The 24,860-nt window shown below is 31.7% G+C and carries 22 protein-coding genes; 14 read left to right on the top strand and 8 right to left on the bottom strand.

Going from position 1 to position 24,860, the window contains the following annotated elements:
* Nucleotides 1-31 precede the first annotated feature (31 nt).
* From pyk to ABGB03_RS14700, 5 genes are all read right to left on the bottom strand, one after another.
* Nucleotides 32-1,477, bottom strand: coding sequence for a pyruvate kinase (pyk, locus tag ABGB03_RS14720; protein WP_347923392.1), 1,446 nt, complete (start codon nucleotides 1,475-1,477; stop codon nucleotides 32-34).
* The gene (locus tag ABGB03_RS14715; RefSeq protein ID WP_347923390.1) at nucleotides 1,477-1,959 is read right to left on the bottom strand and encodes an IPExxxVDY family protein; all 483 of its coding nucleotides are present in this window, start codon (nucleotides 1,957-1,959) and stop codon (nucleotides 1,477-1,479) included. The genes pyk and ABGB03_RS14715 overlap by 1 nt, the downstream gene beginning before the upstream one ends.
* Before the next feature lie 109 nt (nucleotides 1,960-2,068).
* On the bottom strand, nucleotides 2,069-2,815 hold the full coding sequence (gene rnc, locus ABGB03_RS14710; protein ID WP_347923389.1) for a ribonuclease III: 747 nt from the start codon (nucleotides 2,813-2,815) through the stop codon (nucleotides 2,069-2,071).
* A gap of 7 nt (nucleotides 2,816-2,822) precedes the next feature.
* Nucleotides 2,823-4,073, bottom strand: coding sequence for a beta-ketoacyl-ACP synthase II (gene fabF / locus ABGB03_RS14705; RefSeq protein WP_347923387.1), 1,251 nt, complete (start codon nucleotides 4,071-4,073; stop codon nucleotides 2,823-2,825).
* A gap of 13 nt (nucleotides 4,074-4,086) precedes the next feature.
* Nucleotides 4,087-4,320, bottom strand: coding sequence for an acyl carrier protein (locus ABGB03_RS14700; protein ID WP_013869581.1), 234 nt, complete (start codon nucleotides 4,318-4,320; stop codon nucleotides 4,087-4,089).
* 181 nt (nucleotides 4,321-4,501) lie between these two features.
* Here ABGB03_RS14700 and ABGB03_RS14695 point away from each other — a divergent pair, with 181 nt between their 5' ends.
* Both ABGB03_RS14695 and ABGB03_RS14690 read left to right on the top strand, forming a co-directional pair.
* Nucleotides 4,502-5,068: a phosphoribosylglycinamide formyltransferase gene (locus tag ABGB03_RS14695; RefSeq protein WP_347923384.1), complete on the top strand. Its 567-nt coding sequence runs from the start codon at nucleotides 4,502-4,504 to the stop codon at nucleotides 5,066-5,068.
* Nucleotides 5,061-5,702, top strand: coding sequence for a ribonuclease H family protein (locus ABGB03_RS14690; RefSeq protein WP_347923382.1), 642 nt, complete (start codon nucleotides 5,061-5,063; stop codon nucleotides 5,700-5,702). Before ABGB03_RS14695 ends, ABGB03_RS14690 begins: the two co-directional genes overlap by 8 nt.
* 2 nt (nucleotides 5,703-5,704) lie before the next feature.
* On the opposite strand, the gene ABGB03_RS14685 is transcribed toward ABGB03_RS14690, so the two are convergent.
* A complete protein-coding gene (locus ABGB03_RS14685; RefSeq protein ID WP_347923380.1) occupies nucleotides 5,705-6,301 on the bottom strand; it encodes a hypothetical protein in 597 nt (198 codons plus the stop codon).
* 144 nt (nucleotides 6,302-6,445) lie between these two features.
* Here ABGB03_RS14685 and ABGB03_RS14680 point away from each other — a divergent pair, with 144 nt between their 5' ends.
* Together ABGB03_RS14680 and ABGB03_RS14675 are read left to right on the top strand one after the other, a co-directional pair.
* On the top strand, nucleotides 6,446-7,372 hold the full coding sequence (locus ABGB03_RS14680) for a PfkB family carbohydrate kinase (protein WP_347923378.1): 927 nt from the start codon (nucleotides 6,446-6,448) through the stop codon (nucleotides 7,370-7,372).
* Nucleotides 7,373-7,423: 51 nt separating this feature from the next.
* On the top strand, nucleotides 7,424-9,322 hold the full coding sequence (locus ABGB03_RS14675) for an amidophosphoribosyltransferase (protein WP_347923377.1): 1,899 nt from the start codon (nucleotides 7,424-7,426) through the stop codon (nucleotides 9,320-9,322).
* Between the two features lie 517 nt (nucleotides 9,323-9,839).
* Here ABGB03_RS14675 and ABGB03_RS14670 read toward each other — a convergent pair.
* Nucleotides 9,840-10,448, bottom strand: coding sequence for a superoxide dismutase (locus ABGB03_RS14670; RefSeq protein WP_347923376.1), 609 nt, complete (start codon nucleotides 10,446-10,448; stop codon nucleotides 9,840-9,842).
* 114 nt (nucleotides 10,449-10,562) lie between these two features.
* Between ABGB03_RS14670 and ABGB03_RS14665 the strand changes: the two genes are divergently transcribed.
* From ABGB03_RS14665 to ABGB03_RS14625, 9 genes are all read left to right on the top strand, one after another.
* Complete coding sequence (locus tag ABGB03_RS14665) at nucleotides 10,563-13,697, top strand: UvrD-helicase domain-containing protein (protein WP_347923374.1); 3,135 nt, start codon at nucleotides 10,563-10,565, stop codon at nucleotides 13,695-13,697.
* A gap of 20 nt (nucleotides 13,698-13,717) precedes the next feature.
* Entirely contained in the window at nucleotides 13,718-14,911 is a 1,194-nt protein-coding gene (gene kbl / locus ABGB03_RS14660; RefSeq protein WP_347923373.1) for a glycine C-acetyltransferase, read from the top strand.
* Between the two features lie 124 nt (nucleotides 14,912-15,035).
* Nucleotides 15,036-16,403: an OmpA family protein gene (locus tag ABGB03_RS14655; protein ID WP_347923371.1), complete on the top strand. Its 1,368-nt coding sequence runs from the start codon at nucleotides 15,036-15,038 to the stop codon at nucleotides 16,401-16,403.
* A 66-nt stretch (nucleotides 16,404-16,469) separates the two neighbouring features.
* A complete protein-coding gene (locus ABGB03_RS14650; protein WP_347923369.1) occupies nucleotides 16,470-19,229 on the top strand; it encodes a PD-(D/E)XK nuclease family protein in 2,760 nt (919 codons plus the stop codon).
* The gene (locus ABGB03_RS14645; RefSeq protein ID WP_347923367.1) at nucleotides 19,229-20,101 is read left to right on the top strand and encodes an alpha/beta hydrolase; all 873 of its coding nucleotides are present in this window, start codon (nucleotides 19,229-19,231) and stop codon (nucleotides 20,099-20,101) included. Before ABGB03_RS14650 ends, ABGB03_RS14645 begins: the two co-directional genes overlap by 1 nt.
* 158 nt (nucleotides 20,102-20,259) lie before the next feature.
* The gene (locus ABGB03_RS14640; protein ID WP_347923365.1) at nucleotides 20,260-21,510 is read left to right on the top strand and encodes a site-specific integrase; all 1,251 of its coding nucleotides are present in this window, start codon (nucleotides 20,260-20,262) and stop codon (nucleotides 21,508-21,510) included.
* A gap of 3 nt (nucleotides 21,511-21,513) precedes the next feature.
* Nucleotides 21,514-22,215, top strand: a complete 702-nt coding sequence (locus tag ABGB03_RS14635; protein WP_347923363.1) for a hypothetical protein — start codon at nucleotides 21,514-21,516, stop codon at nucleotides 22,213-22,215.
* Nucleotides 22,216-22,285: 70 nt separating this feature from the next.
* Complete coding sequence (locus tag ABGB03_RS14630; protein WP_347923361.1) at nucleotides 22,286-22,618, top strand: helix-turn-helix domain-containing protein; 333 nt, start codon at nucleotides 22,286-22,288, stop codon at nucleotides 22,616-22,618.
* A gap of 33 nt (nucleotides 22,619-22,651) precedes the next feature.
* Nucleotides 22,652-23,965, top strand: a complete 1,314-nt coding sequence (locus tag ABGB03_RS14625) for a hypothetical protein (RefSeq protein ID WP_347923360.1) — start codon at nucleotides 22,652-22,654, stop codon at nucleotides 23,963-23,965.
* On the opposite strand, the gene ABGB03_RS14620 is transcribed toward ABGB03_RS14625, so the two are convergent.
* The gene (locus ABGB03_RS14620) at nucleotides 23,966-24,178 is read right to left on the bottom strand and encodes a helix-turn-helix transcriptional regulator (RefSeq protein ID WP_347923358.1); all 213 of its coding nucleotides are present in this window, start codon (nucleotides 24,176-24,178) and stop codon (nucleotides 23,966-23,968) included.
* 84 nt (nucleotides 24,179-24,262) lie between these two features.
* Here ABGB03_RS14620 and ABGB03_RS14615 point away from each other — a divergent pair, with 84 nt between their 5' ends.
* Nucleotides 24,263-24,820 carry a hypothetical protein gene (locus tag ABGB03_RS14615; RefSeq protein WP_347923356.1) on the top strand — a complete coding sequence of 186 codons (558 nt, stop codon included), beginning with the start codon at nucleotides 24,263-24,265 and terminating at the stop codon, nucleotides 24,818-24,820.
* Nucleotides 24,821-24,860: the final 40 nt, after the last annotated feature.

The following is a 24,860-nucleotide window of genomic DNA, read 5'->3' as shown; positions in this document are numbered from 1 at the left end:
CCCGTAACTAAACGTTAAACAAACCTTTCCTTTAAAAACTACAACTCGTAATTTCGGTAACACGTAAGGTATTTACCATTCCTTTGTCTTGTATAGGCATTGCTGCTAAACTAATAAGCATGTCTCCAACATCTAAATAGCCTTTTTTGCAAGCAATGGCATTTACATCTTCAATGGTTTCATCGGTACTTACAAACTTATCATAATAAAAAGCCTTAACTCCCCAAAGTAAATTGAGTTGTGTTAAAATACGTTTGTTTGATGTAAATACTAAAATGTGCGCATCTGGTCGCCATGCCGAAATTTGAAACGCTGTATAACCACTATTTGTTAATGTAGAAATTGCTTTTGCACTTATCTCGTTAGCCATATTAGCTGCATGATAACAAATAGATTTAGTTATATATCTATTTGTGCGAATATGAGGTGGCTCTTGTGGTACTTTAATTAATTTCGAGTTCTCTACACTTTTAATGATATTAGACATTTGTCGTATCACTTGCACTGGATAATTACCTACAGACGTTTCTCCTGACAACATTACTGCATCTGCACCATCCATTACCGAGTTTGCTACATCGTTAACTTCAGCTCTTGTTGGCGTTAAGCTGTTAATCATTGTCTCCATCATCTGGGTGGCAATAATTACTGGAATTCTTGCTTTTTTAGCACGCAACACTAACTTCTTTTGAATAAGCGGTACTTCTTCAGCTGGAATTTCTACTCCTAAATCACCACGCGCTACCATTAAGCCATCGCAGTAGGCTACAATTTTATCAATATTCTCTACAGCTTCAGGCTTTTCAATTTTAGCAATTATTGGAATTTTATGCTCACTATGCTCCTTGATAAGTTCTTCAAGTTGCATTAAATCTTCTGCGTGACGTACAAAAGATAGAGCAATCCAATCAACATTTTGTTCAATAGCAAAAATGGCGTCTTTAATATCTTTCTCAGTTAACGCAGGTTGAGATATATTTGTATTTGGAAGGTTGACTCCTTTTTTGGATTTTAAAGGTCCTCCTTGAATAACTCTTGCTTTTACTTCACTTTTCTTATCGGTTGAAACTACTTCAAAAATTAACTTTCCATCATCCAATAATATCCGTTCTCCAGGTTTTGCATCTTGCGGAAATCTGTCGTAGGTCATGTATACACGTTCCTTTGTACCTTCAAACTTTTTACCTGTAGCAAATATTATTTCATCACCTTCATTTACAATAACTTCTTCCTGCATTTTGCCTACACGTAATTTTGGACCTTGTAAATCTCCCAAAATTGCAGCATTATAACCATACTCGTCGTTTAACTCTCTAATAAGCGCAATTCTCTTTTTTACATCATCATAATTAGCATGTGAAAAATTAATACGAAACACATTTGCACCTTCATCTAGCATTGCTTTAAGTGTTTCTTTTTTGCTTGTCGATGGTCCTAGGGTTGCAACTATTTTGGTTTTTTTTCTTTTATTAACCATTAATTAAAAATTAAATTGTCTTTAGATTTTAACTGCATTACATCTATACTGTAAACTGCAGCAATCTGAGATATTTCTTGAATTTTTTGAATTATTGCTTTTTCGTCAATAAAATTTCCATCATTGTCAATTTTCAACAAATAATTCACTTTTTTATACTCTGGGATTAAATTATGTATTCTTAATATACTGCTTTGTGCTTCAAATAATAATCCTGTACTTGCTATACTCTCTTCTTCTTTTTTACAAACATTAGACACTAAATTCCAAATCATTTGTTGCTTTTTATCTTCCCATTCAAAAATAGAAAAAGATGAAGCTGTATATTTAAAATCTAGGTCTTGAGGTTTTCTTTGTAAATTTATTTGAAGCTGTTTATTTAAAAGGTAGGCAACACGATAATCTTCAATAGTGCAATGAATTGCTAAAAGAGAATATGTTTCAACATCAAAATCATCAACAAGTAGCTTGTGTAACGCCATAACGTTTAAATTATGAAATGTAAATATAGTATTTTAACACTACAATTACTTATGTTTTTTGTTACTTGATAATAAAATAGCACGAAAACGATTTAGTAGCAACTTTAATTTAAATAGCTCTAGAAATTTTTCCCTGAAATGCAAAGAATGCTCGTTTTGATGCTTTCTCTTCTGCTTTCTTTTTTGAAGTAGCTCTGGCCTTTGCAATGACCTTGTTATTTATAGATAATTTTACAGAAAAGTGTTTTAATTGATCATTTCCTGTATCCTCATAAACATTGTAATTGAAGTTTTTCTTTTCTTTCTGGCACCACTCAATTAGTAAGCTTTTGTAGCTAATAACTTTACCTTCTAATGTTTCTATATCTACATGAGGTATAATAACGCGCTTATAAATAAACTTTTCACAGACAGAATATCCTTTATCTAAAAATATAGCACCTACTAAAGCTTCAAATAAATTACCGTGAATATTATTTCCGAAATTATCGGTTGGTATTTTACTTACGACTAAATCTATAAGGTTTAACTCTTTTCCTAATTCGTTAAGGTGCTCTCTACTTACAATTTTAGAACGCATTTTTGTTAAGTAACCTTCATCTCCTTGAGGTACTTCTTTAAATAAATGCGTTGCAATTACCGCACTAAGCATAGCATCTCCAACAAATTCTAATCGTTCGTAATTAATAGGAGTTCCCTCCCCGTCACGAATATTCATTGACCTATGGGTAAAAGCTTTTTTATAGAAGTCGATACTTTTAGGCTGAAACCCTAAAATTTGATGTAATTGAGCAAAAAAATTCCCGCCTTCATCAGAACGGGAATTTTTTTTCAATATGTTACGAATGAATTTCATTCGGGATTTAATCTAGTTTCTTGAATAATACACAAGCGTTGTGTCCGCCAAATCCAAATGTATTACTCATAGCAACCTTAACGTCTCTTTTTTGTGCTTTGTTTAGAATTAAATTCAAGTTAGAATCTATAGTCTCATCAACCACAGTATGATTTATTGTTGGTGGTACAATACCATGTTCTATTGCAAGAATTGATGCAATAGATTCAATAGCACCAGCAGCACCTAATAAATGACCAGTCATCGATTTAGTAGAATTTATGCTAATGTTTTTAGTATGCTCTCCAAACACTTCACTAATCGCTTTTAACTCAGCCACATCACCTAGAGGTGTCGATGTACCATGAGTATTTATATGATCAACTTCAGAAGGAGAAATTCCAGCATTTTCTAAACAATTTCTCATTACAGCCATAACACCAATTCCTTCAGGGTGAGGAGCTGTCATATGATGAGCATCAGAAGACATTCCGCCTCCAACAACCTCAGCATAAATCTTAGCACCTCTTGCTTTAGCATGTTCGTAATCTTCAAGAATAATAGCTCCTGCTCCTTCGCCTAATACAAAACCGTCTCTGGTTGCATCAAATGGTCTAGAAGCTGTTTCTGGGCTTTCATTTCTTGTTGATAAAGCATGCATAGCATTAAAACCACCCATTCCAGCAATGGTTACTGCTGCTTCACTTCCTCCTGTAACAATAACATCACAATGTCCTAAACGTATATAGTTTAAAGCATCAATCATTGAGTTTGCTGAGGAAGCACATGCAGATACCGTTGTATAGTTAGGCCCCATAAATCCATGTTTAATAGATATGTTTCCTGGTGCAATATCTGCAATCATTTTAGGGATAAAGAATGGATTGAATCTTGGTGTTCCATCTCCTTGTGCAAAGTTTAAAACTTCGTTCTGGAATGTTTCCAAGCCTCCAATTCCGGCTCCCCAAATAACACCTACTCGTAGTTTGTTTATTTCATCTAAGTTTAGCTTAGCATCTAAAATAGCCTCATCTGAAGCTACCATAGCGTACTGTGCAAACCTATCCATTTTACGAGCTTCTTTTCTATCAAGAAAATCTGTAGCGTTAAAGTTTTTTAATTCACAAGCGAACTTAGTTTTGAACTTTTCGGTGTCAAAATAAGTTATAGGCGCAGCACCACTCTTACCATTAATTAGTCCATCCCAATATTCATCTTTGGTATTTCCTATAGGTGTAAGTGCTCCTAACCCAGTAACTACAACTCGCTTTAGTTCCATAAATAACTATTACTTATTTTGCGGCTTCAATATATGATACTGCTTGACCTACTGTTGCAATGTTTTCAGCTTGATCATCTGGAATTTGAATATCGAATTCTTTTTCGAACTCCATAATTAATTCAACAGTGTCTAATGAATCTGCTCCTAAATCGTTTGTGAAGCTAGCTTCAGTTACAACTTCGTTTTCATCAACACCTAATTTGTCTACGATAATCGCTTTTACTCTTGATGCAATGTCTGACATAATCTTTAAATTTTAAGTTTTAATTAGATGGCAAAAATAAAAAACTTTATTTTAAAAATCACTTTTACCGATAAAATGTGCTTTTAATTTACTAAAATCGGCAGAAGTATTTTTGTTTTGCCCTAATTGTTAATTATTATTCTTTTTTTTGTTTGAATAATATAACATTGATTGTCTGTAAATGAAACGAATTGTAATCTTTGCTTCCGGAAGTGGAACTAATGCTGAAAATTTAATAAAGTTTTTTCACAACAGAGAAAATGCTTCTGTTATTCAGGTACTAACTAACAATCCTCATGCCAAAGTTATTGATAGGTGTAATAATTTAAAAATCAGTTGCTTGTCATTTAATCGAACTGCTTTTTACAAGACACCCCACGTGTTGGATATTTTAAATAACGTGAACCCAGACCTTATAGTTTTAGCAGGTTTTTTATGGAAATTTCCAGAAAATATCTTAAAGACATTTCCAAATAAAGTCATTAATGTGCATCCGGCCTTATTACCAAATTATGGAGGAAAAGGCATGTATGGTATGCATGTACATGAAGCGATTGTTGCTAATAAAGAAATAGAAACTGGTATCACAATTCACTATGTAAACGAACATTATGATGAAGGTGCTATAATTTTTCAAGCAAAATGCGAGGTTTTACCTACGGATTCGGCTAAAGATGTGGCTGCAAAAATTCATGAATTAGAGATGAAATATTTCCCGAAGGTGGTTAATTCACTTTTAAATGGCTAAAAAAAAGAAAAAATACTATACTGTTTGGAAAGGACATCACACAGGTGTTTTTGAATCTTGGAATGATTGTAAAGCACAGATAAAAGATTATCAAAGTGCACAATACAAATCTTTTGCAACTTTTGAGGCGGCAAAAAAAGCATTAAAAGGTAATTACAAAGACTATATTGGTAAAGCTAAAAAATTCACCTCAGAGCTCACAGAAGAGCAACTTAAAAAAATTGGTCAGCCAAATTACAATTCCATCGCTGTTGATGCCGCTTCTAGCGGAAATCCAGGAAAAATGGAGTATCGAGGCGTAGATACTAAAACCAAAAAGCAATTATTTATTCAAGGCCCTTTCGAAGAAGGCACTAATAATATTGGTGAATTTTTAGCGATAGTACATGGTTTGGCTTTTCTAAAACAAAAAAACAGTAATCGTATTATTTATACAGATTCGAAAACTGCAATAAGTTGGGTTAAAAAGAAAAAATGCAATACAAAACTAGAACGTTCAGAAAAAAATAAAGATATTTTTGAACTGGTCGATAGAGCCATAAAATGGTTAAAAACCAACAGCTACAACACAACTATTGTAAAATGGGAAACCAAAGCTTGGGGGGAAATTCCTGCCGATTTTGGTAGAAAATAACATTATTGGCGCCATTTTAACCAAACAGTCAATATAAGGTCTGTAACATTTCCGCCAGCACTTCCAATTCTTGCTATTAAGTATTCTCCAGCATCTATATCAATATTTAAAGCTGTGTTCATATATTCCCTTGAAGCAAGATTATAAGATGTAGAACTAACTAAACCTACAGAGTCTCTAATTTCTAGGGAGAAATCCTTAGAAGTGTTTCCTCCACGAGCTCTTGCTGATATGTGTACAATGGTTGCATTCATTGGAATGAGGGCGCCAGTATTTTGATTACCAAAATTCCCCATAAATCTCAGTACTTCATTCGTCCTGCTCCCTCCTCTACCATAAAGCAAAGTTGTATTCTCTATACTTAACCATTTTGTTCTGGTTAAATCGTACATATACAATTTATCCCCAATGACCGATAATTGACCATCTGCTGTTCCAACTGGCGCTGTTTGCGGATTTATTTCTAGCGCAGGAATTCCTGTGTTTGAAGTTTGAATTTCTAATTCGGATGTGGGATTGGTTGTACCAACACCTACCTGACATAGCATAATGTTGGTACTTAGGCACATAAATAGTGCCATAGTTCTAGATATTTCCATCTAAAAGAATGTTTAAATTAATAACAATTGACCTTGCTAAGATATAAAAAAAAGTATAACTATTTCTTTTATAATACAGTACGTAATTTTGTAGTGTTTTATAATTAATCATATTATATTTGCACTGGATTTTTAAACCACTTTATGGGCAAATTAGTGATTGTTGGTACTGTAGCTTTTGATGCTATTGAAACCCCTTTTGGAAAGACTGATAAAATTCTTGGTGGCGCAGCAACTTTTATAGGGCTAGCGGCATCTCAATTTAATGTAAACTCAGCCGCTGTATCAGTAGTTGGAGGTGATTTTCCTAAAAAATACTTAGATCTTCTTCAAAATAAAAATATTGACATTTCTGGAATAGAAATAGTAAAAGAAGGCAAAACCTTTTTCTGGAGCGGTTTATATCACAACGATATGAATTCTCGCGATACACTTGCTACAGAATTAAATGTATTAGCTGATTTTCAACCTGTTGTACCTGAAAACTATAAAGACGCAAAAGTAGTTATGTTAGGAAATCTTCATCCTTTAACACAATTAAGTGTTTTGGAGCAAATGAATGAAAAACCTAAATTGGTAGTATTAGACACTATGAATTTTTGGATGGATAACGCGCTTGAAGATTTACATAAAGTCATCAAGAAAATTGATGTTATTACTATTAATGATGAGGAAGCTAGACAACTTACTAGAGAATACTCTTTAGTAGTTGCTGCTAGAAAAATTCATGATATGGGACCAAAGTATGTAGTAATTAAAAAAGGAGAACATGGCGCATTATTATTTAATAATGATAATGTGTTTTATGCACCAGCTCTTCCTCTAGAAGAAGTGTTTGACCCAACAGGAGCAGGAGATACATTTGCTGGTGGTTTTGCAGGCTATTTAGCTAAAACCGAAGACCTTTCTTTTGAGAATATGAAAAATGCTGTGATTTACGGTTCAACATTGGCCTCTTTTTGTGTAGAAAAATTTGGCACAGAACGCATGGTCAATCTAAAAAGTGATGAAGTCCACAAACGACTTCAGCAATTTAAAGCCTTAACACAATTTGAAATAGAATTAACATAAACTAACGCGCTCATAAATAGAGCGCGTTTTTATTTTTATAAACAACAACTAATGAGTGACGCTTTAAAACATGAATGTGGAATTGCCCATATTAGACTTTTAAAACCTTTAGAATATTATAAAGAAAAATACGGTAGTGCCTTTTATGGTGTAAATAAAATGTATCTGCTAATGGAAAAGCAGCACAATCGTGGACAAGATGGTGCGGGTTTTGCTAGTATAAAGCTAGATACAAGACCTGGTGAAAGATACATAAGTAGAGTGCGCTCTATACAACAGCAACCTATTCAAGATATTTTTGCTCAGATTAATGAGCGTATTAATAAAGAGATTACTGAAAATCCAGAATACGCAAATGATGTTGATTTGCAAAAACGACATATTCCCTACATTGGAGAAGTATTGTTAGGGCATGTTAGATACGGAACTTTTGGGAAAAATAGTGTAGAAAGTGTGCATCCGTTTTTAAGACAAAATAACTGGATGCATAGAAACCTAATTATGGCAGGAAACTTTAACATGACCAATGTTAAAGAGCTTTTTGGAAACTTAGTAGACTTAGGTCAACACCCTAAAGAATATACCGATACCATAACCATCATGGAAAAAGTTGGACATTTTCTGGATGATGCGGTTAGTAAAATTTATAAAAATTTAAAAAAAGAAGGGTATAGCAAAAGCGAATGCTCTCCATTAATTGCTGAACGACTAAATATTGCTAAAATTTTAAAAAGAGCTGCAAAAAATTGGGATGGTGGTTATGCTATGGCTGGTTTAATTGGTCATGGTGATTCGTTTGTACTTCGTGACCCTGCTGGTATTCGTCCTGCATATTATTATAAAGATGATGAAGTTGTCGTGGTTGCTTCGGAGCGTCCAGTAATTCAAACAGTTTTTAATGTTGATTTAAATGATGTGAAAGAACTAGATCCTGGTCATGCTATCATTACCAAAAAATCTGGAGAAGTTGCTATTAAGCAAATATTAGAACCTTTAGAAAGAAAAGCATGTTCGTTTGAACGCATCTATTTCTCAAGAGGAAGTGATTCCGAAATTTACCAAGAGCGTAAATTATTAGGTAAACTCATTATGCCTAAAGTGTTAGAAGCAATAAACAACGATATTAAAAACTCTGTCTTTTCATATATTCCGAATACTGCTGAAACATCATTTTTTGGAATGATTGAAACTGTCGAAAACTTTTTAAATAAGAAAAAAACCAAAGCCATATTAAGTGGTGGTGGAAAAATGTCGGCCAAAAAAGTTACTGATATCCTATCTGAACATCCAAGAATTGAAAAAATAGCTATTAAGGATGTGAAATTAAGAACTTTTATTACTGAAGACAGTAGTCGTGATGATCTTGTAGCCCATGTCTATGATATTACTTATGGTGTAATAAAACCCGAAGACAATCTTGTAATAATAGATGATAGTATTGTAAGAGGGACTACGTTAAAGAAAAGTATCTTAAAAATGATGGATCGATTAAACCCCAAAAAAATAGTAGTTGTTTCATCGGCTCCACAAATACGTTATCCAGATTGTTATGGAATAGATATGGCTAACCTAGAAAGCTTAGTAGCTTTTAGAGCAGCTTTATCTCTTCTAAAGGATAATAATAAGTATGATACTGTTGAAAAAGTTTATAATAAATGTAAAGCTCAAGTTGATTTAGAGGATAAAGAGGTTGAAAATTTTGTGAAAGAAATATATGCGCCTTTTACCGATGAGCAAATTTCTGACAAAATATCTGAGCTTTTAAGCGATGACTCTTTAAATGCAGAGGTTAAAATAATCTTTCAGTCGGTAGAAAACTTGCATAAAGCGTGTCCAAAAAACCTTGGAGATTGGTATTTTACCGGTAATTACCCAACTATTGGAGGTAATCGAGTGGTTAACAGGGCTTTTATTAATTTTTACGAAGGAAATAAGGAACGTGCATATTAGCGAAAAAATATGTTTTTAGTCTTTTAATCTATAAAATTAGGTCTTTAAACTAAAAAAAATGCAGTTCGTCTAATATTTATAGGCTTTCACCAAATTACGTATACTTTAGTATCACCATAACATAAGTAGGTTAAGTTCATGGTAGATTTGGGGCAAAAAAAGGTGAACTCTCGTTCACCTTTTTTTATGCATGTAAGTTAAATCCTAACTTACTGAAAATAAAATTTTTACCTCTCTTTTTTTAAGCAAATTCCTCCTTATCTCTTGATATACGCTACTTTCAGTCAATCTCATTTTAGCCTAATTTATAAGTATTTTGTCTAATAAATTCAATTATTAGAAATAAACGCCCTTATATTTACATCACCATAACATAAGTAGGTTAAGTTTATGGTAGATTTGGGGCAAAAAAGGTGAACATCTCGTTCACCTTTTTTATTTTTATACTAATCTAGTTTTTAAAAATAAAAAAAGGCAACCTAAATAGATTGCCTCCTAAATATTTATAAGCTAAACGTTATTTAGCTTCTGCATAACGTCTTTCTACTTCATTCCAATTAATTACATTAAAAAATGCTTCAATATAATCTGGTCTTCGGTTTTGATAATTTAAATAGTATGCGTGTTCCCAAACATCCAATCCTAAAATTGGTGTCCCACCACATGATACTCCTGGCATTAATGGGTTGTCTTGATTAGGCGTTGAGCATACCTCAACTTTTCCACCTTTATGAACACACAACCAAGCCCAACCTGAACCAAATTGAGTTGCAGCAGCTTTACTGAAAGCTTCAACAAAAGCTTCCTTGGAACCATAGGCTGCTTCAATCGCATCTTTCAATTCTCCAGATAAATATCCTTTCCCTTCTGGATTCATTACATCCCAAAATAAAGAGTGGTTGTAAAAACCTCCTCCATTATTTCTAACTGCACCATTGCTCATATCTAAATTAGTTAAGATATCTTCAATAGATTTTCCCTCTAAGTTTGTTCCTGCAATGGCTGCATTTAATTTAGTTGTATAACCATTGTGGTGTTTTGAGTGATGTATTTCCATTGTGCGTGCATCAATATGAGGCTCTAAAGCATCGTAAGCATATTTTAATTTCGGTAATTCGAAAGCCATAATTTTAAGTTTTTATATTAATATTTATTTTCAAACCAAATTTACAATAAAGCTTTAAGTTTTATATAATTAAGTTATTAAGTTTCCTTATTTTGGTATAAAAATTTTCTTTTCTTGAACTCATCTTCATTTAATATATATAATGCTTCTGCTGGAAGTGGTAAGACCTATACTTTAGTTAAAGAGTATTTAAAAATACTGTTTAAATCGCCTTATAAAGATGCTTATAAAAACATACTCGCCATCACATTTACTAATAAAGCTGTTGGAGAAATGAAAGAGCGAATTATTGACACGCTCAAAATATTTTCTTCGGAATCGGTTATTGAAAACCCCAATAGTATGTTTACAGATATTTGTATAGACCTTAATATTAGTGCAAAAGAGCTCACTAAAAAAGCTCAAAATATTTTGGAAAACATTATCCATAACTATGCTGCTTTTGACATTTCAACCATAGACAAGTTCACACAAAGGCTTATTAGAACATTTGCTTACGATTTACATCTTCCCTTAAATTTTGAAGTTGAACTAGACACAGACACCCTTTTAGCAAAAGCTGTTGATAATTTAATTGCTCGTGCAGGAACAGAAAAAGAGCTTACAAAAATCTTGATTGACTTTGCCATTGAAAAAGCTGATGATGATAAAAGCTGGGATGTAACTTATGATTTTAATCCAATAGCGAAATTGTTGGTCAATGAAAATCATGTGCCTTATGTTGAGCTGCTAAAAGACAAAACCTTAAAAGATTTTAAATCGCTAAAAAAATTCATAAAAAAAGAACTCAAAAGAACTTCTAAAATAATACAAGAAGAATCAAAAGCTGTTTTAACTCTTATAAATGAAGCTGGTTTGGAGTATAACGCTTTTAGTAGAAGTTCTCTTCCAAATTACTTCATTAAATTAACCTACAAAGATTATAATGTCTCTTTCGATTTAAATTGGCAAAGAAATTTAATTGAAGGAGGGACTCTTTACCCTAGTCGAGTTACACAAGATATTTCAAGCATTATTAATAATATACAACCAGAGCTAATTTCAGGATTTCAAAAAACTAAACAAGGTGTTGTTAATTATATTTTTCTCCAAAATTTTTATAAGAATATTACACCTCTTTCTGTGCTTAACGAAATAAACAAAGAGGTAGCTAAAATTAAGGAGGACAAAAATATATTACTGATATCGGAGTTTAATTCAATCATTAGTAAGCACATCAAAGAGCAGCCTGCACCATTTATATATGAACGCATTGGCGAAAAATTTAAGCATTATTTTATTGATGAATTTCAAGACACTTCTAAAATGCAATGGCAAAATTTAGTACCGCTTCTTGAAAATTCTTTATCTGGTGAAAATGGAAGTGTGATGCTGGTTGGAGATGCAAAACAAGCTATTTATAGGTGGAGAGGTGGAGAAGCAGAACAGTTTATTGGTTTATATAATGGCAACAACCCTTTTCATCTTGAATCGAAAGTAGAAAAACTCCCTGTTAACTATAGAAGTTATAAGCAAATAATAGCATTTAATAATGCTTTTTTTAAACATTTATCATCTTTCGTTTTTAGTGATAATGGCTATGCCCAATTATACCAAAACAGCCATCAGGATACGTTTAAAAACAATGAAGGCTATGTGAATATTAACTTTTTAGAACTTAGTAGAGAGGGTGATAAAGACAACGAATATCCAAAAGAAGTATTAAAAACCATAAATAATTGTTTAGAGAATGGCTTTGACTTAAAAGACATTTGTGTGCTTGTAAGAAAGAAAAAGGAGGGTGTAGCTATTGCTAATTATTTGTCGGAATTTGGCATAGATATTATTTCTTCGGAAACATTGCTTGTTGGTAATTCTCCTGAAGTAGCATTTATTGTCAACCTTTTAAAGTTTATCCTAGAACCAAATAATCTTCAGCTAAAAATAGAGGTTCTTAGTTATATTGCAACTCATAAGCTTCAAGTTGATGACATACATTCATTTTATAAAGAATTTATTGCACTAAACATCCATGACTTCTTTTTAAAGTTAAATGCTCTTGGGTTTAATTTTAACTACAAAGAAGCACTTCAAACTTCAGTTTATGAAGTTATAGAGGCTGTGATTTATGGATTTAAACTTGTAGATATATCTAATGCCTATGTCCAATTTTTCTTAGACTACGCTTTGGATTATGTAAACAAAAAGAATTCTAATTTGGCAGATTTCATCACTAGTTTTGAAACTAAAAAAGATAGTTTAACCATTGTGTCTCCAGAAGGACAAAATGCTGTTAAAATTATGACCATTCATAAATCTAAAGGTTTGGAGTTTCCAGTTGTTATTTTTCCTTATGCCGATTTAGATATTTATAAAGAGAATAGTCCTAAAATTTGGTTTCCGTTAAATCCTGAAAAATATCAAGATTTTAAAGCTGCTTATTTAAATTATAATAAAAACATTGAAGCTGTAAACGAAGATGGAGAAATGTTATACGCACAACATCAATCAGAATTAGAATTGGACAATATTAATCTTCTTTACGTTGCCCTAACAAGACCTATTGAGCAGCTACATATCATAAGCGATAAAAAACTCCTTAAAAATGGTAATGAAAATTTAAACAGTTATAGTGGTTTATTCATAAATTATTTGAAGCATAATAGTCAATGGAATGATACCCAACTACGTTATTCTTTTGGTGACCAGAAAAGATTATCTAAACCAGAAAGTGATACTGCAACAACCCAAAAACAAACACAATTCATTTCTGTTCCTAAAAAAAATCATGGTATTAATATTATTGCAAACTCTGGATACTTATGGGATACTAGTCAAAAAGATGCCATTGAAAGAGGTAATCTAATCCATAATATTATGTCCCAAATAAAAACCAAAGACGATATCGATTTTACCTTAGAAAATTTTATTTCGGCAGCAATAATCAACCCTTCTCAAGCAATAGAATTAAAAACAGTCATTGAAAACATAGTCAATCATCCTTTACTAACATATTTATTCAATCCAGATCTAACTGTTTACAACGAAAAAGATATTATTACAAAACAAGGAGAAATATTACGTCCTGACAGAATCGTAATAAACACTAAAAACGAAGCTACAATTGTAGATTACAAAACAGGATCTCCTAATAACAGCCATGTAAAGCAAATAGAAACGTATAGTAGTGCTTTAAGAGATATGTCATATAACGTAAAAAAGGGAATACTAATTTACACGAACGATTCTATAGAAATAAAAGAAGTGTAACTTTGCAAAAAAATAAAATTATGTACGGAAAAATAAAAGAACATTTACTAAAAGAAATTCAAGACATAAAAGATAACGGCCTTTACAAAGAAGAACGTATAATAACCTCAGCTCAAGGCGCCGAAATCATATTAAACACAGGAGAAACCGTTTTAAATTTTTGTGCCAACAACTATTTAGGATTGTCCGCACACCCAGAAGTTATTCAAGCTGCGAAAGATACTATGGATACTCATGGTTTTGGAATGTCGTCTGTACGTTTTATTTGCGGAACACAAGATATACACAAAGAATTGGAACAAAAAATTGCTGATTTTTATGGTACTGAAGATACTATACTTTATGCTGCGGCTTTTGATGCTAACGGCGGAGTTTTTGAGCCTCTTTTAACTGCTGATGATGCCATAATCTCTGATTCTTTAAACCACGCTTCTATTATTGATGGTGTTCGTTTGTGTAAAGCAGCGAGATATCGCTATAAAAACAATGATATGGCTGATCTTGAAAAGCAACTTCAAGATGCAAATACTAATGGAGCTCGTTTTAAAATTATTGTAACAGATGGTGTGTTTTCTATGGACGGTCTGGTAGCGCCTTTGGATGAAATTTGTAATCTAGCAGATAAATACGACGCCATGGTTATGATAGACGAATGTCATGCAACAGGCTTTATAGGAAAAACGGGAAGAGGTACTTTAGAAGAAAAAGGTGTTATGGGTCGCATAGATATTATTACTGGAACCTTAGGAAAAGCTATGGGAGGTGCTATGGGCGGCTATACAACAGGTAAAAAGGAAATCATTGATATGTTGCGTCAACGTTCTAGGCCTTATCTTTTTTCTAACTCATTAGCCCCAGCAATAGTAGGAGCATCAATAAAAGTATTTGACTTACTTTCAAACGACACAACATTGAGAGATAAGCTAGAATGGAATACCAATTACTTTAAAAAAGGAATTAAAGAAGCTGGCTTCGACATTGTAGATGGTGATTCTGCTATTGTTCCAGTAATGCTGTACGACGCTAAACTATCACAAATAATGGCTAACAAATTACTTGAAGAAGGTATTTATGTAATTGGCTTCTTTTTTCCAGTTGTACCAAGAGAAAAGGCAAGAATTAGAGTACAATTATCTGCAGCTCATGAAAAAGAACATTTGGACAAAGCAATTGCTGCCTTTATTAAGGTGGGCAAAGCACTTGAAATTGTTTAGAACCTTTATAGATACTAGCTTTTTAATATGAAAAAGCCAATATTTTCCTATATTTGTCTTTGTTAATAAATTTTAACAACTTACTTTTGTTTACAATTAACACTTAAAATTAAAATTATAGAATATGAAAAATCTTAGCAGATTAATGTTCGCTTTGTTGCTAGTAATTGGTTTTAGCAATGTAAACGCACAAGACGACAACAATCCCTGGCAAATAGGCGTAGGGTTTAACGCCGTTGATTTTTATCCAGTGGGAGATAATGCTCCGCTTGGTGGGACATTTGAAAAATTCTTTGACACAAATCATTACAACATGTTACCGTCATTATCAACTCTTTCAATTTCAAAATACTTAGGAGATGGATTCTCATTAGGTTTTATTGGATCGGTTAATAAAATTAATTCTTTTGGTGACGCAGATGTGAACGGTTTAAGTTATTACGGTACAGATGGTATTATAAAATACAGTCTAGGTGAAGCTTTAAACTGGAACACTCTTGAGCCTTATTTAGCCGTTGGCGGTGGTTATACATGGGTTGATGATGTTGGAGCTGGAACAGCAAATGGTTCTTTTGGGATCAATTATTGGTTTAGTGAGAACATTGGTGCAACCATTCAGTCTAGCTACAAGCACTCTTTTGAGGACTATTTAGCTAAACATTTCCAACATTCATTAGGTCTTTCAATTAAGTTTGGAGGAAAAGATACTGATGGTGATGGTGTTTATGACAAAAACGACGCATGTCCTGAAGTTCCTGGTTTAGAAGCCTTCAATGGTTGTCCAGATAGCGATGGTGATGGTATTGAAGATTCAAAAGATACTTGCCCTAACGAAGCTGGTTTAGCTGAGTTTAATGGTTGTCCAGATAGCGATGGTGATGGCGTTTCAGATAATAATGATAACTGTCCTAATGTAGCTGGTTTAAAATCTTTAGCTGGTTGCCCAGATGCTGATGGTGATGGTGTAACTGATGCTAGTGATAACTGTCCTAACGAAGCTGGTCCAGCTGCAAACAATGGTTGCCCTTGGCCTGATACTGATGGTGATGGTGTGTTAGATAGAGATGATCAATGTCCTAATGAAGCTGGTACAGTAGCTAATAATGGTTGTCCAGAGATAGTAGTTCCTACTGTTGAAGTTCAAAATCAATTAACTGAATATGCTAGAACTATAAACTTTAATTCTGGTAAATCTTCATTCAAATCTGGTACTGAACCAACATTACAAGCAATTTCTGCGATATTGAAAGAATATCCAAAAGCTAACTTTACTATTGAAGGACATACTGATAGTACTGGAGGTAAAGCTTTAAACCAAAGATTATCTGAAGAAAGAGCAAATGCTGTTATGGATTATTTAGTAAATAACGGTATCTCTGCTGCAAGACTATCTGCAAAAGGATATGGGCCAGATATGCCTATCGATAGTAACCGAACTAGAGCTGGTAGAGCTGCAAACAGACGTGTTGAAGTAAAACTAGTAAATAATTAAATAAATAATTTCTCAATTATATATAAAAACGCTTCGAGATTTCGAAGCGTTTTTTATTTTTATACAATGCCAAGTTTTATAAATGATGTTCTAAAAGATCTAGAGAATAAAAAGGTAAATTTATCTAAAGTAAATTTTATACTTCCAAGTAAACGTGCAGGTGTTTTTTTACGTAATGAAATATCTTCTAGTGCCTCTAAAACAATTTTTGCGCCATCTATTAGCAGTATTGAGGAATTTGTTGAAGAACTTGCTCAACTTAAAAAAACATCTAATACTGAACTTCTTTTTGAGTTTTACAATATTTACAAAGCTCAAACTCCAAAAGAACAAACAGAAGCTTTTGAGAGTTTTTCTAAATGGGCACAAATACTCCTACAGGATTTTAATGAAATAGATCGTTACTTAATTAATCCTAGGTCTATATTTGACTACTTAAGTGCCATTCAAGATATAAACCATTGGTCTTTAGAAAAAAATCAAACACCCTTAATAAAAAACTATTTAGTCTTTTGGAAGCAGTTATTTACTTATTACACTTCACTTACAGATGAGCTTATTAAAAAAGGGAAAGCATATCAAGGTCTAATTTATAGAGAAGCAGTTGAGAATTTAGAAAGTTATATTCAGCTTAACCCTCATAAACAGCATATCTTTCTTGGGTTTAACGCTTTAAATAATTCTGAGAGTGTTATAATTCAAGAACTTCTTCAAACTGGTTTGGCAAGTATTTATTGGGATATCGATGAAGTGTTCTTAAGTAATGCTAACCATGATACAGGTTATTTTATTAGACAACATAAAAAAAACTGGACGTATTTTAAAAACCAACCTATAAAGTGGGCTCATAATCACTATAGTAAAAATAAAGACGTTTCAGTAATAGGCATTCCTAAAAATGTTGGACAAGCAAAATACGTAGGGGAATTGCTCTCAAAATTGAAATCTGAAAAAGGAAATCTTAATAACACAGCTGTGGTTTTAGGTGATGAAACACTATTACTTCCAATTTTAAACTCATTACCAAGTACTATAGATGCTTTAAATATCACTATGGGATTTCCATTAAAGTCAATTCCATTAGCTTCATTGTTTGATCAGTTGTTTTTGTTGCATAAAGATAATGGCACTTCCTATTACTATAAAGATGTTATTGCAGTAATGTCTCATCCATTTATTAGACCCTTATTTATAAATACAGATAAAGATTATGGTCAATTTATTATAGATAGTATCTATAATAACAATTTAGTGTTCCTAACCATTAAAGACCTTTTTAAGCTTGCCCCAAAATGTGAAGTACTATTAAATTTGTTATTCGAAAATTGGAATAACAAAGCAACTTTGGCGATCCAAAACAGTTTAACGCTTATACTTAGAATAAAAGAAGGGTTAGATAAAAACAAAGATCAAAGTGTACTCGCCTTAGAATACCTTTATAGATTTAATGAAATTTTTAATTCTCTAAGTGACCTTAATTCAAAATACAATCATATAACTACTATAAATTCATTGTATAGTATTTATAATGAATTATTGGCGAACGAAAACTTAGATTTTCAAGGTGAACCTTTAAAAGGTTTACAAATAATGGGAATGTTAGAATCTAGAGTATTGGATTTTGAAACTGTTATCATTACCTCTGTTAACGAGGGTGTTTTACCTTCAGGAAAAAGCAATAATTCTTTTATTCCTTATGATGTAAAATTAGAAAATCTATTGCCAACTTATAAAGAAAAAGATGCCGTATATACCTATCATTTTTATAGACTAATTCAGCGAGCAAAACATGTTTTTATTATTTATAATACGGAGCCAGATGTTATTAATGGTGGTGAAAAAAGTAGATTTATTACACAGTTAGAAATTGAAAATATTCATACTATTCAACATAAAATTGTAACTCCTATAACCCCCAAAATAACAAATACGCTAAAGTCTATTCCAAAAACAGACAATGTTATTTCTACTTTAAAATCACTCTCAAAAAAAGGGTTGTCTCCATCATCACTAACTAACTACATTAGAAATCCATTAGATTTTTATTATAAAAAAATATTAGGAATAGAAGAATTTAATGACGTTGAAGAAACTGTTGCCGCAAATACCCTTGGAACCATTGTTCACAATACTTTAGAAGATCTCTATAGACCATATCAAGGGGTTGTACTTAATTCTGATTTGGTGAAAAAAATGAAACCAAAAGTTGATGCTAGGGTATCTCATCATTTTAAAGATATTTATAAAGAAGGAGACATAACAAGAGGTAAAAACCTCATTATTTATGAAATTGCTAAACGCTATGTACTAAACTTTTTAAACAACGAAATAAGAGATTTAGAACAAGGTAATGAGATAAAAATAATTGAAATTGAAGCAGATTTAAATGTTGAAATTACCATTAAAGAGCTGGGGTTTCCTATGATATTAAAAGGAAAAGTAGATCGCGTAGATGAGTATAATGGAACACTTCGAGTTATAGACTATAAAACAGGAAAAGTAGGTCAAGGAGATGTTGAGGTGGTAAATTGGGAAGATATTTCTACAGATTATAAAAAATACAGCAAAAGCTTTCAAATACTTATGTATGCTTATATGATGAACATCAAAAATCCTTTTAATGGGAATATTGAAGCTGGCATTATTTCGTTTAAAAACCTAAACGCAGGCTTCCTTAAATTTGGTAAAAAAGATGCTGCTAATAGCAGAAAAAAAGACACCTTTATAACCGCTGAAACTTTAGAATGTTTTGAAACTGAACTTAAAAGATTAATTCTTGAAATCTATAACCCTAACATTCCTTTTACAGAGAAAGAAATAGATTAATGAAAACTATTAGCAACTTAATTCTTAAACGAAACCATAAAAAACCCATCTTAATTGATGCTTTTTACTCTCTGGACAAAAAAGACCAACCTATCGTTATTTTTTGTCATGGATATAAAGGTTTTAAAGATTGGGGAGCATGGAACTTAATGGCAAAACAAATTACCAAAGTAGGATGTTGTTTTATTAAATTTAATTTTTCTCATAATGGTGGAACTATGGAGAATCCCATTGATTTTACAGACTTGGAAGCCTTTGGACACAACAATTACACAAAAGAGCTAGACGATTTAGATGATGTTATTGATTGGTCTCAAAACTATTTTCTAAATAATCTGTTTGTCAACGCAAAAAATATTTATCTAATTGGGCACAGTCGTGGCGGAGGTATTTGCATACTAAAAGCATCTCAAGATAAACGAATTACTAAGCTCATTACTTTGGCAAGTGTAAGTGATTTCGAAAAACGTACAGCAACTATTGGTAATTTAAAAGAGTGGAAAGAAAAAGGTGTTAAATATGTTTTAAATGGTCGCACAAAACAACAAATGCCACATTACTATCAGTTCTATGAAGATTTTATAGCCAATAAAAATCGCCTTAATATTGAAAAAGCAGCAAAAAGCATAAGCATTCCACAGTTAATTATTCATGGAAATAACGATACGTCTATTAATATTAAGGAAGCTAAAGAACTACACCAATGGAATCCTAAAAGTAAATTAGCAATTATTGAAGGAGCAGATCATGTTTTTAACACAAAACACCCTTGGGACGCTGATGAGCTTTCTCCAGAGTTAGAATTGGTTGTAAAGCTAATCACAAACTTCTTATTAGTGGAGAAGATCGGGCTCGAACCGACGACCTCTTGACTGCCAGTCAAAATATTTATCTTACTATTTATTTGCTATTTTATATTAATCCTACTATTTATAGTAGATTCAAATATAAGTGTTTTTGTTTTGTTTTGCTTTAGTGTATGCAAATTTTGTATTTTTGTATGCAAATTATATGCAACACTTAATTGATTATGAAGAAAGATTATGCTATTTCAATTTACCTCGATAAAAGAAGAGCGAAAGCAAACGGTAAGTTTCCTGTTAAATTAAGAGTGTTTGCTTCTATTTCACGAAAGCAAAAACTATATCCAACCATCTTTGATCTCACAGAGAAAGAGTTTGAAAGTATATGGCTATCTACTAAGCCTAGAAACGAAAACAAAAGAGTAAGATTAAAAATTCAGTCCGTCGAAAACAGGGCTGATGATGTTGCAAAAGAACTTAACCCTTTTTCTTTTGAACATTTTGAACGAAAACTATACAGAAAAAAAGGTGAAGGAATCAAAGTTAGCTATCATTATACTGAACTGATTAAAGAATACAAAAAGAATGATAGATTAGGAACAGCAGATTCATATAAATACAGTGAAAAAGCTATTCAGGAGTTTGTAGAGAACAGTCAAAAGAAAAATTACTCTAAACTATCCTTTTATGATATTGACAAATTCTGGTTAAATGATTTTGAAAAGTATCTATTACACACAAACAGAAGTAATACTACTGTTGGAATTTATTTAAGACCATTAAGAGCTATTTTTAATAAAGCTATCGAAGAAAATGAAATAGAAAAGGAATTATACCCATTTGGTAAAAGAAAGTATCAAATACCTGCTTCAAGAAGTGTCAAAAAAACTCTTTCAAAAGAACAGTTAAGTGTGTTATTTAATTCAACTCCAAAAACAAAAGAACAACAAAGAGCAAAAGCTTTTTGGTTTTTCTCTTTCAACTCTAATGGAATGAACATTAAAGACATTGCTCTTTTAAAATTCAAAAACATTGATAATGATACTATAAAATTTTATCGTGCTAAAACTCAATTCACTTCAAAAACTGATTTGAAATTAATTACAATATACTTAAATGATTATATGAAATCATTTATTAAGGAGTATGGCAATACTAATAAACATCCAAATAATTACGTGTTTAATATTTTGTCAGAAGCAATGACACCTGAAGAACAAAGAAATAAAATCAAAAATTTTACTAGATATATTAATCAACATCTAAAAAAACTATGTGAATCTATAGGATTGCCAAATGAGATTTCAACTTATTACGCAAGACACAGTTTTGCCACATCATCGATAAGAAAAGGAGCTTCTATGGAGTTTATGCAAGAAAGTCTAGGGCATAAAGACATTAAAACCACACAAGCCTATTTTGATGGTTTTGAAGATGAAACAAAAAAAGAGTTCGCAAACCAAATAATGAATTTTTAATCTATGTCTTTCCTTCATAAATATGATTTTCTTGAAGCGTTCAATATGGATCAAATACTTCATCATAGTTTTAGTTCCAAAAATGGAACTATAGATGGTGAAGGTGTCGAAGTTATTTTAGAAAACTTAGAAGTTTGTCATTATGTGTCAGACCAAAGTGAAAAATCATTAATCCTACAATATCTTGAACCAAAAATAATTCAATACGAAATTGAATTAGCATCGATAAATGATTCTATCAATAACCTATTAAAAACCGACAGTCTGTACGAATGGAAAACAACCACACATAGATACTTCTTTTACTACTTAAAGAGAAAAATTGAAGCTTTAAAACTATGGGTTGAAGAAAAAAGGGTTTACTATTCAGTAAAAACAACCGATAGTCAAAAATTAACAATGAGTCAAATTGCTTTAAAGTGCTATTATTCTGGTGTCCAGATTACGAGGCATAATGGTGATGCGATAGCCAATCGTTATAGATATAATTCAGGAGAAAAACTTTATCAAAAATATACACATTTTTGTGACCCTATTAATCGCAAAGGGAGTCCATCAAGTCCTGTAACAAGAAAAAAATTCCTGAATAAAATTGCATTATTAGAGTCGGTTATAAAATTACTGCCTAAAGAATTTAATAGCAGAGCAAAAGATGAATTGAAGGCTTTAAAAAACTTGTTTAAAGCAGAATCTGAAAATTTGTAACCAATTGTAACCAGTTACCTATTTAACAAAAGGCAAATATTTGTATGGTAAAATTTAAATACTATACAAAATGGAAAATCCTTTTACACCTTTAAATGCTCGTCTTGAAAACATAGAAAATCTCCTATTAGATATTAAACACGGATCTAATAATAGTAATGCCGTAATTCATTCAGATCAATGGCTAGACCTCAACCAACTTATCAATTACGATCCTGAAAAAAGAAGTAAATCTACATTTTATGGTTATGTACATAACCAAACAATCCCTTACCATAAAAATGGCAAAAAACTATTGTTTTTGAAGGCTGAAATTGATGAATGGCTGAAATCAGGTAGAAGAAAAACTACTTCTGAGCTAATGATTAATGCTGAAAATTATATCAAAAGAAAAACATCATAACAAATAAAACTAACTTCTATTGTTTTTTAAGTTATGAAGCCTAATAAGCCTATTATTCTTTATTTACCTGAAGGTTTTGAACAAAAATTAGATTTGTACTTATCTCTGAATCCTCCAAAATTTAGCGTTCAAAAAGAATACTTCTATTATGTTATTCACCATATTATTTCGCGAAAAATCATCCGTAGTAAGAGTGAATTTGTTGCATTGGATAAAATTTCTCTGAAAACTATAACAGTCTCTAATATAGATAGATATATTAAAATATTAAAAAATGGTGAATTTATTATTAGTGATGGAACTTATTTGTCAAATACTAAATCGCTATGGTATAAGTTAAATCCTAATTTCCTTAATGACATTAATCCATTAGAAATAGCAGCTGATTCAAAGCTTGGAAAAAAAATCATTAAAAATATACGAAACTCAAAATCTCATTATAATCGTTTGCCATATCACTTAAAGTTAATGAAGAAAGAATTCATGCAGCTAAATTTTGACTATGACGGAGCTTATAACTGGATACAAAACAATTCATCTGAATCATCAAAATTAAGCCACTTACTTTCCGTAAATCAACTTCAAGATAAGAGGTTTAGGTATTTCAAGAGAAATAAAACCAATTATCGATTAGATACTAACCTAACTAATTTCAAAAGTGAGTTAAAGCAATTTATTATAGGGGATTATGTTAGTTTAGATTTAAGAAATTCTCAACCCACATTATTAGGTATATTATTATTCAACTTATTTACTCCTAACTTAAATACCTTATGTCCACATTTTGAAAGAAAGAATTTAGTTAAAACCTTTGGGGTGATGGCTCTTAAAGAAATATCAAAACTTCACCAAAACAATAAAAAAGAAAATATGGTGAATTTAAACTTGTACCTAAGTGCTGCTTTAAAAGGCAACCTCTATGATGAATTTGTTGAATTAAATAATAAAACTGCCAGTAGAACTGAAATCAAGGATGTTATTTTTAAAGTCTTATTCTCTCAAAATAAAATATACAGAAATCACGAAAAAATCATTCCTTACGAAAAAGAAAAGAAAATATTTTCAAGTGCTTATCCATTTATCTATGAAATAGTAAAGATCCTAAAAAATAAAAATCACAGAAACTTATCTATTTATTTACAGACCATTGAAAGTTATATTTTCATTGATTGTATCTCTAAGAGATTGGTTGAAAACGGAATCATTCCCTTAACTATACATGATTCTGTAATAATAAAGTCAGTTCATCTAAATAAAGCGCGAGGAATAATCGAGGATATGTTTTTAGAACAGGTTGGATTAGTACCAGCCTTCAAAGTTGAAAAAACAGGAGCGCTATGTAATTAATTATTCAAAAAACTCACTAGGTTCAATCTCGAAGTACTCACAAATTTTAATGAGTGTACTGTAAGATATATCACGCTTCCCTCTCTCTATCCTTCCAAAGTTAATACCTGTATCATTAAGACACATAGCTTGTGTTAGCTTTCTTTCCTTTCTTAAAGCTTTAACACGCTGCGCCAATTCTAATAAAACAGACTTATCAACTGTACTTTTCATAAGTACCGTAAAGTCATTTTATTTTTATTTATATCCGAGTACCGTTCGGTATGTTTTTTTATATTTGAAATAAATCAAAACATTATGAAAACGCTACTACTAATTTTTACAGCCTTACTAATAGTTTCATGCAATCAAACTGATAAAATAATAAGTGAGGAAGACATTGAAGAAGTCTATAATAATGGAGCTAAATATTGTATAGGTAAAAAAGTAGTATATGAAAGTGGTTATAAAGAAAAAGTTGGTAAATGGATGTATTATTATCCTAACGGTACAATTCTTCAAGAAATAGACTATAATGAGGTAGGTGATATTGTTAGTTTAAAGGAATATGATGAAGATGGTAAATTAAGCTCTATGGCTACAGATTCTGATGAATCCAGAATTCACATAGAATATTATGAGAATGGGAATATTAAGTATGAAGATGTTATGAACAAATATACTGAGAAAGAAACTGTTGAAGTGGATGAAAATAATAGCGCTGAGGTAGAAGTTGAATCCAATCAAGGTGTAATTAAGGAGTACTATAAAAATGGACAAATAAGAACCGAAAGAAGATATGAAGATGATTATCAAACAGGAGTTGAGAAATTTTGGAATCAACAAGGTCAATTAGTGCTAGAAATTGAACATTAAGGTCTATTTATTATTCATCTGAATACCCAAGCTTAGACAG

This window comes from Pontimicrobium sp. SW4, from assembly GCF_039954625.1.
Taxonomy (GTDB): Bacteria; Bacteroidota; Bacteroidia; order Flavobacteriales; family Flavobacteriaceae; genus Pontimicrobium.
Note: the sequence above shows the minus strand (reverse complement) of the source record. Positions and strands in the feature narration are given on the sequence as shown.

Bases quoted from the DNA above. Each gene is read 5' to 3' on its own strand.
- ABGB03_RS14640 (WP_347923365.1), top strand. From the start codon at position 20,260: ATGAAGAAAGATTATGCTATTTCAATTTACCTCGATAAAAGAAGAGCG.
- ABGB03_RS14645 (WP_347923367.1), top strand. From the start codon at position 19,229: ATGAAAACTATTAGCAACTTAATTCTTAAACGAAACCATAAAAAACCC.
- ABGB03_RS14715 (WP_347923390.1), bottom strand. From the start codon at position 1,959: ATGGCGTTACACAAGCTACTTGTTGATGATTTTGATGTTGAAACATAT.
- ABGB03_RS14700 (WP_013869581.1), bottom strand. From the start codon at position 4,320: ATGTCAGACATTGCATCAAGAGTAAAAGCGATTATCGTAGACAAATTA.
- ABGB03_RS14685 (WP_347923380.1), bottom strand. From the start codon at position 6,301: ATGGAAATATCTAGAACTATGGCACTATTTATGTGCCTAAGTACCAAC.
- ABGB03_RS14630 (WP_347923361.1), top strand. From the start codon at position 22,286: ATGGAAAATCCTTTTACACCTTTAAATGCTCGTCTTGAAAACATAGAA.
- ABGB03_RS14695 (WP_347923384.1), top strand. From the start codon at position 4,502: ATGAAACGAATTGTAATCTTTGCTTCCGGAAGTGGAACTAATGCTGAA.
- ABGB03_RS14680 (WP_347923378.1), top strand. From the start codon at position 6,446: ATGGGCAAATTAGTGATTGTTGGTACTGTAGCTTTTGATGCTATTGAA.
- ABGB03_RS14635 (WP_347923363.1), top strand. From the start codon at position 21,514: ATGTCTTTCCTTCATAAATATGATTTTCTTGAAGCGTTCAATATGGAT.
- fabF (WP_347923387.1), bottom strand. From the start codon at position 4,073: ATGGAACTAAAGCGAGTTGTAGTTACTGGGTTAGGAGCACTTACACCT.
- ABGB03_RS14675 (WP_347923377.1), top strand. From the start codon at position 7,424: ATGAGTGACGCTTTAAAACATGAATGTGGAATTGCCCATATTAGACTT.
- ABGB03_RS14625 (WP_347923360.1), top strand. From the start codon at position 22,652: ATGAAGCCTAATAAGCCTATTATTCTTTATTTACCTGAAGGTTTTGAA.
- ABGB03_RS14670 (WP_347923376.1), bottom strand. From the start codon at position 10,448: ATGGCTTTCGAATTACCGAAATTAAAATATGCTTACGATGCTTTAGAG.
- ABGB03_RS14655 (WP_347923371.1), top strand. From the start codon at position 15,036: ATGAAAAATCTTAGCAGATTAATGTTCGCTTTGTTGCTAGTAATTGGT.
- rnc (WP_347923389.1), bottom strand. From the start codon at position 2,815: ATGAAATTCATTCGTAACATATTGAAAAAAAATTCCCGTTCTGATGAA.
- ABGB03_RS14620 (WP_347923358.1), bottom strand. From the start codon at position 24,178: ATGAAAAGTACAGTTGATAAGTCTGTTTTATTAGAATTGGCGCAGCGT.
- kbl (WP_347923373.1), top strand. From the start codon at position 13,718: ATGTACGGAAAAATAAAAGAACATTTACTAAAAGAAATTCAAGACATA.
- ABGB03_RS14615 (WP_347923356.1), top strand. From the start codon at position 24,263: ATGAAAACGCTACTACTAATTTTTACAGCCTTACTAATAGTTTCATGC.
- ABGB03_RS14650 (WP_347923369.1), top strand. From the start codon at position 16,470: ATGCCAAGTTTTATAAATGATGTTCTAAAAGATCTAGAGAATAAAAAG.
- pyk (WP_347923392.1), bottom strand. From the start codon at position 1,477: ATGGTTAATAAAAGAAAAAAAACCAAAATAGTTGCAACCCTAGGACCA.
- ABGB03_RS14690 (WP_347923382.1), top strand. From the start codon at position 5,061: ATGGCTAAAAAAAAGAAAAAATACTATACTGTTTGGAAAGGACATCAC.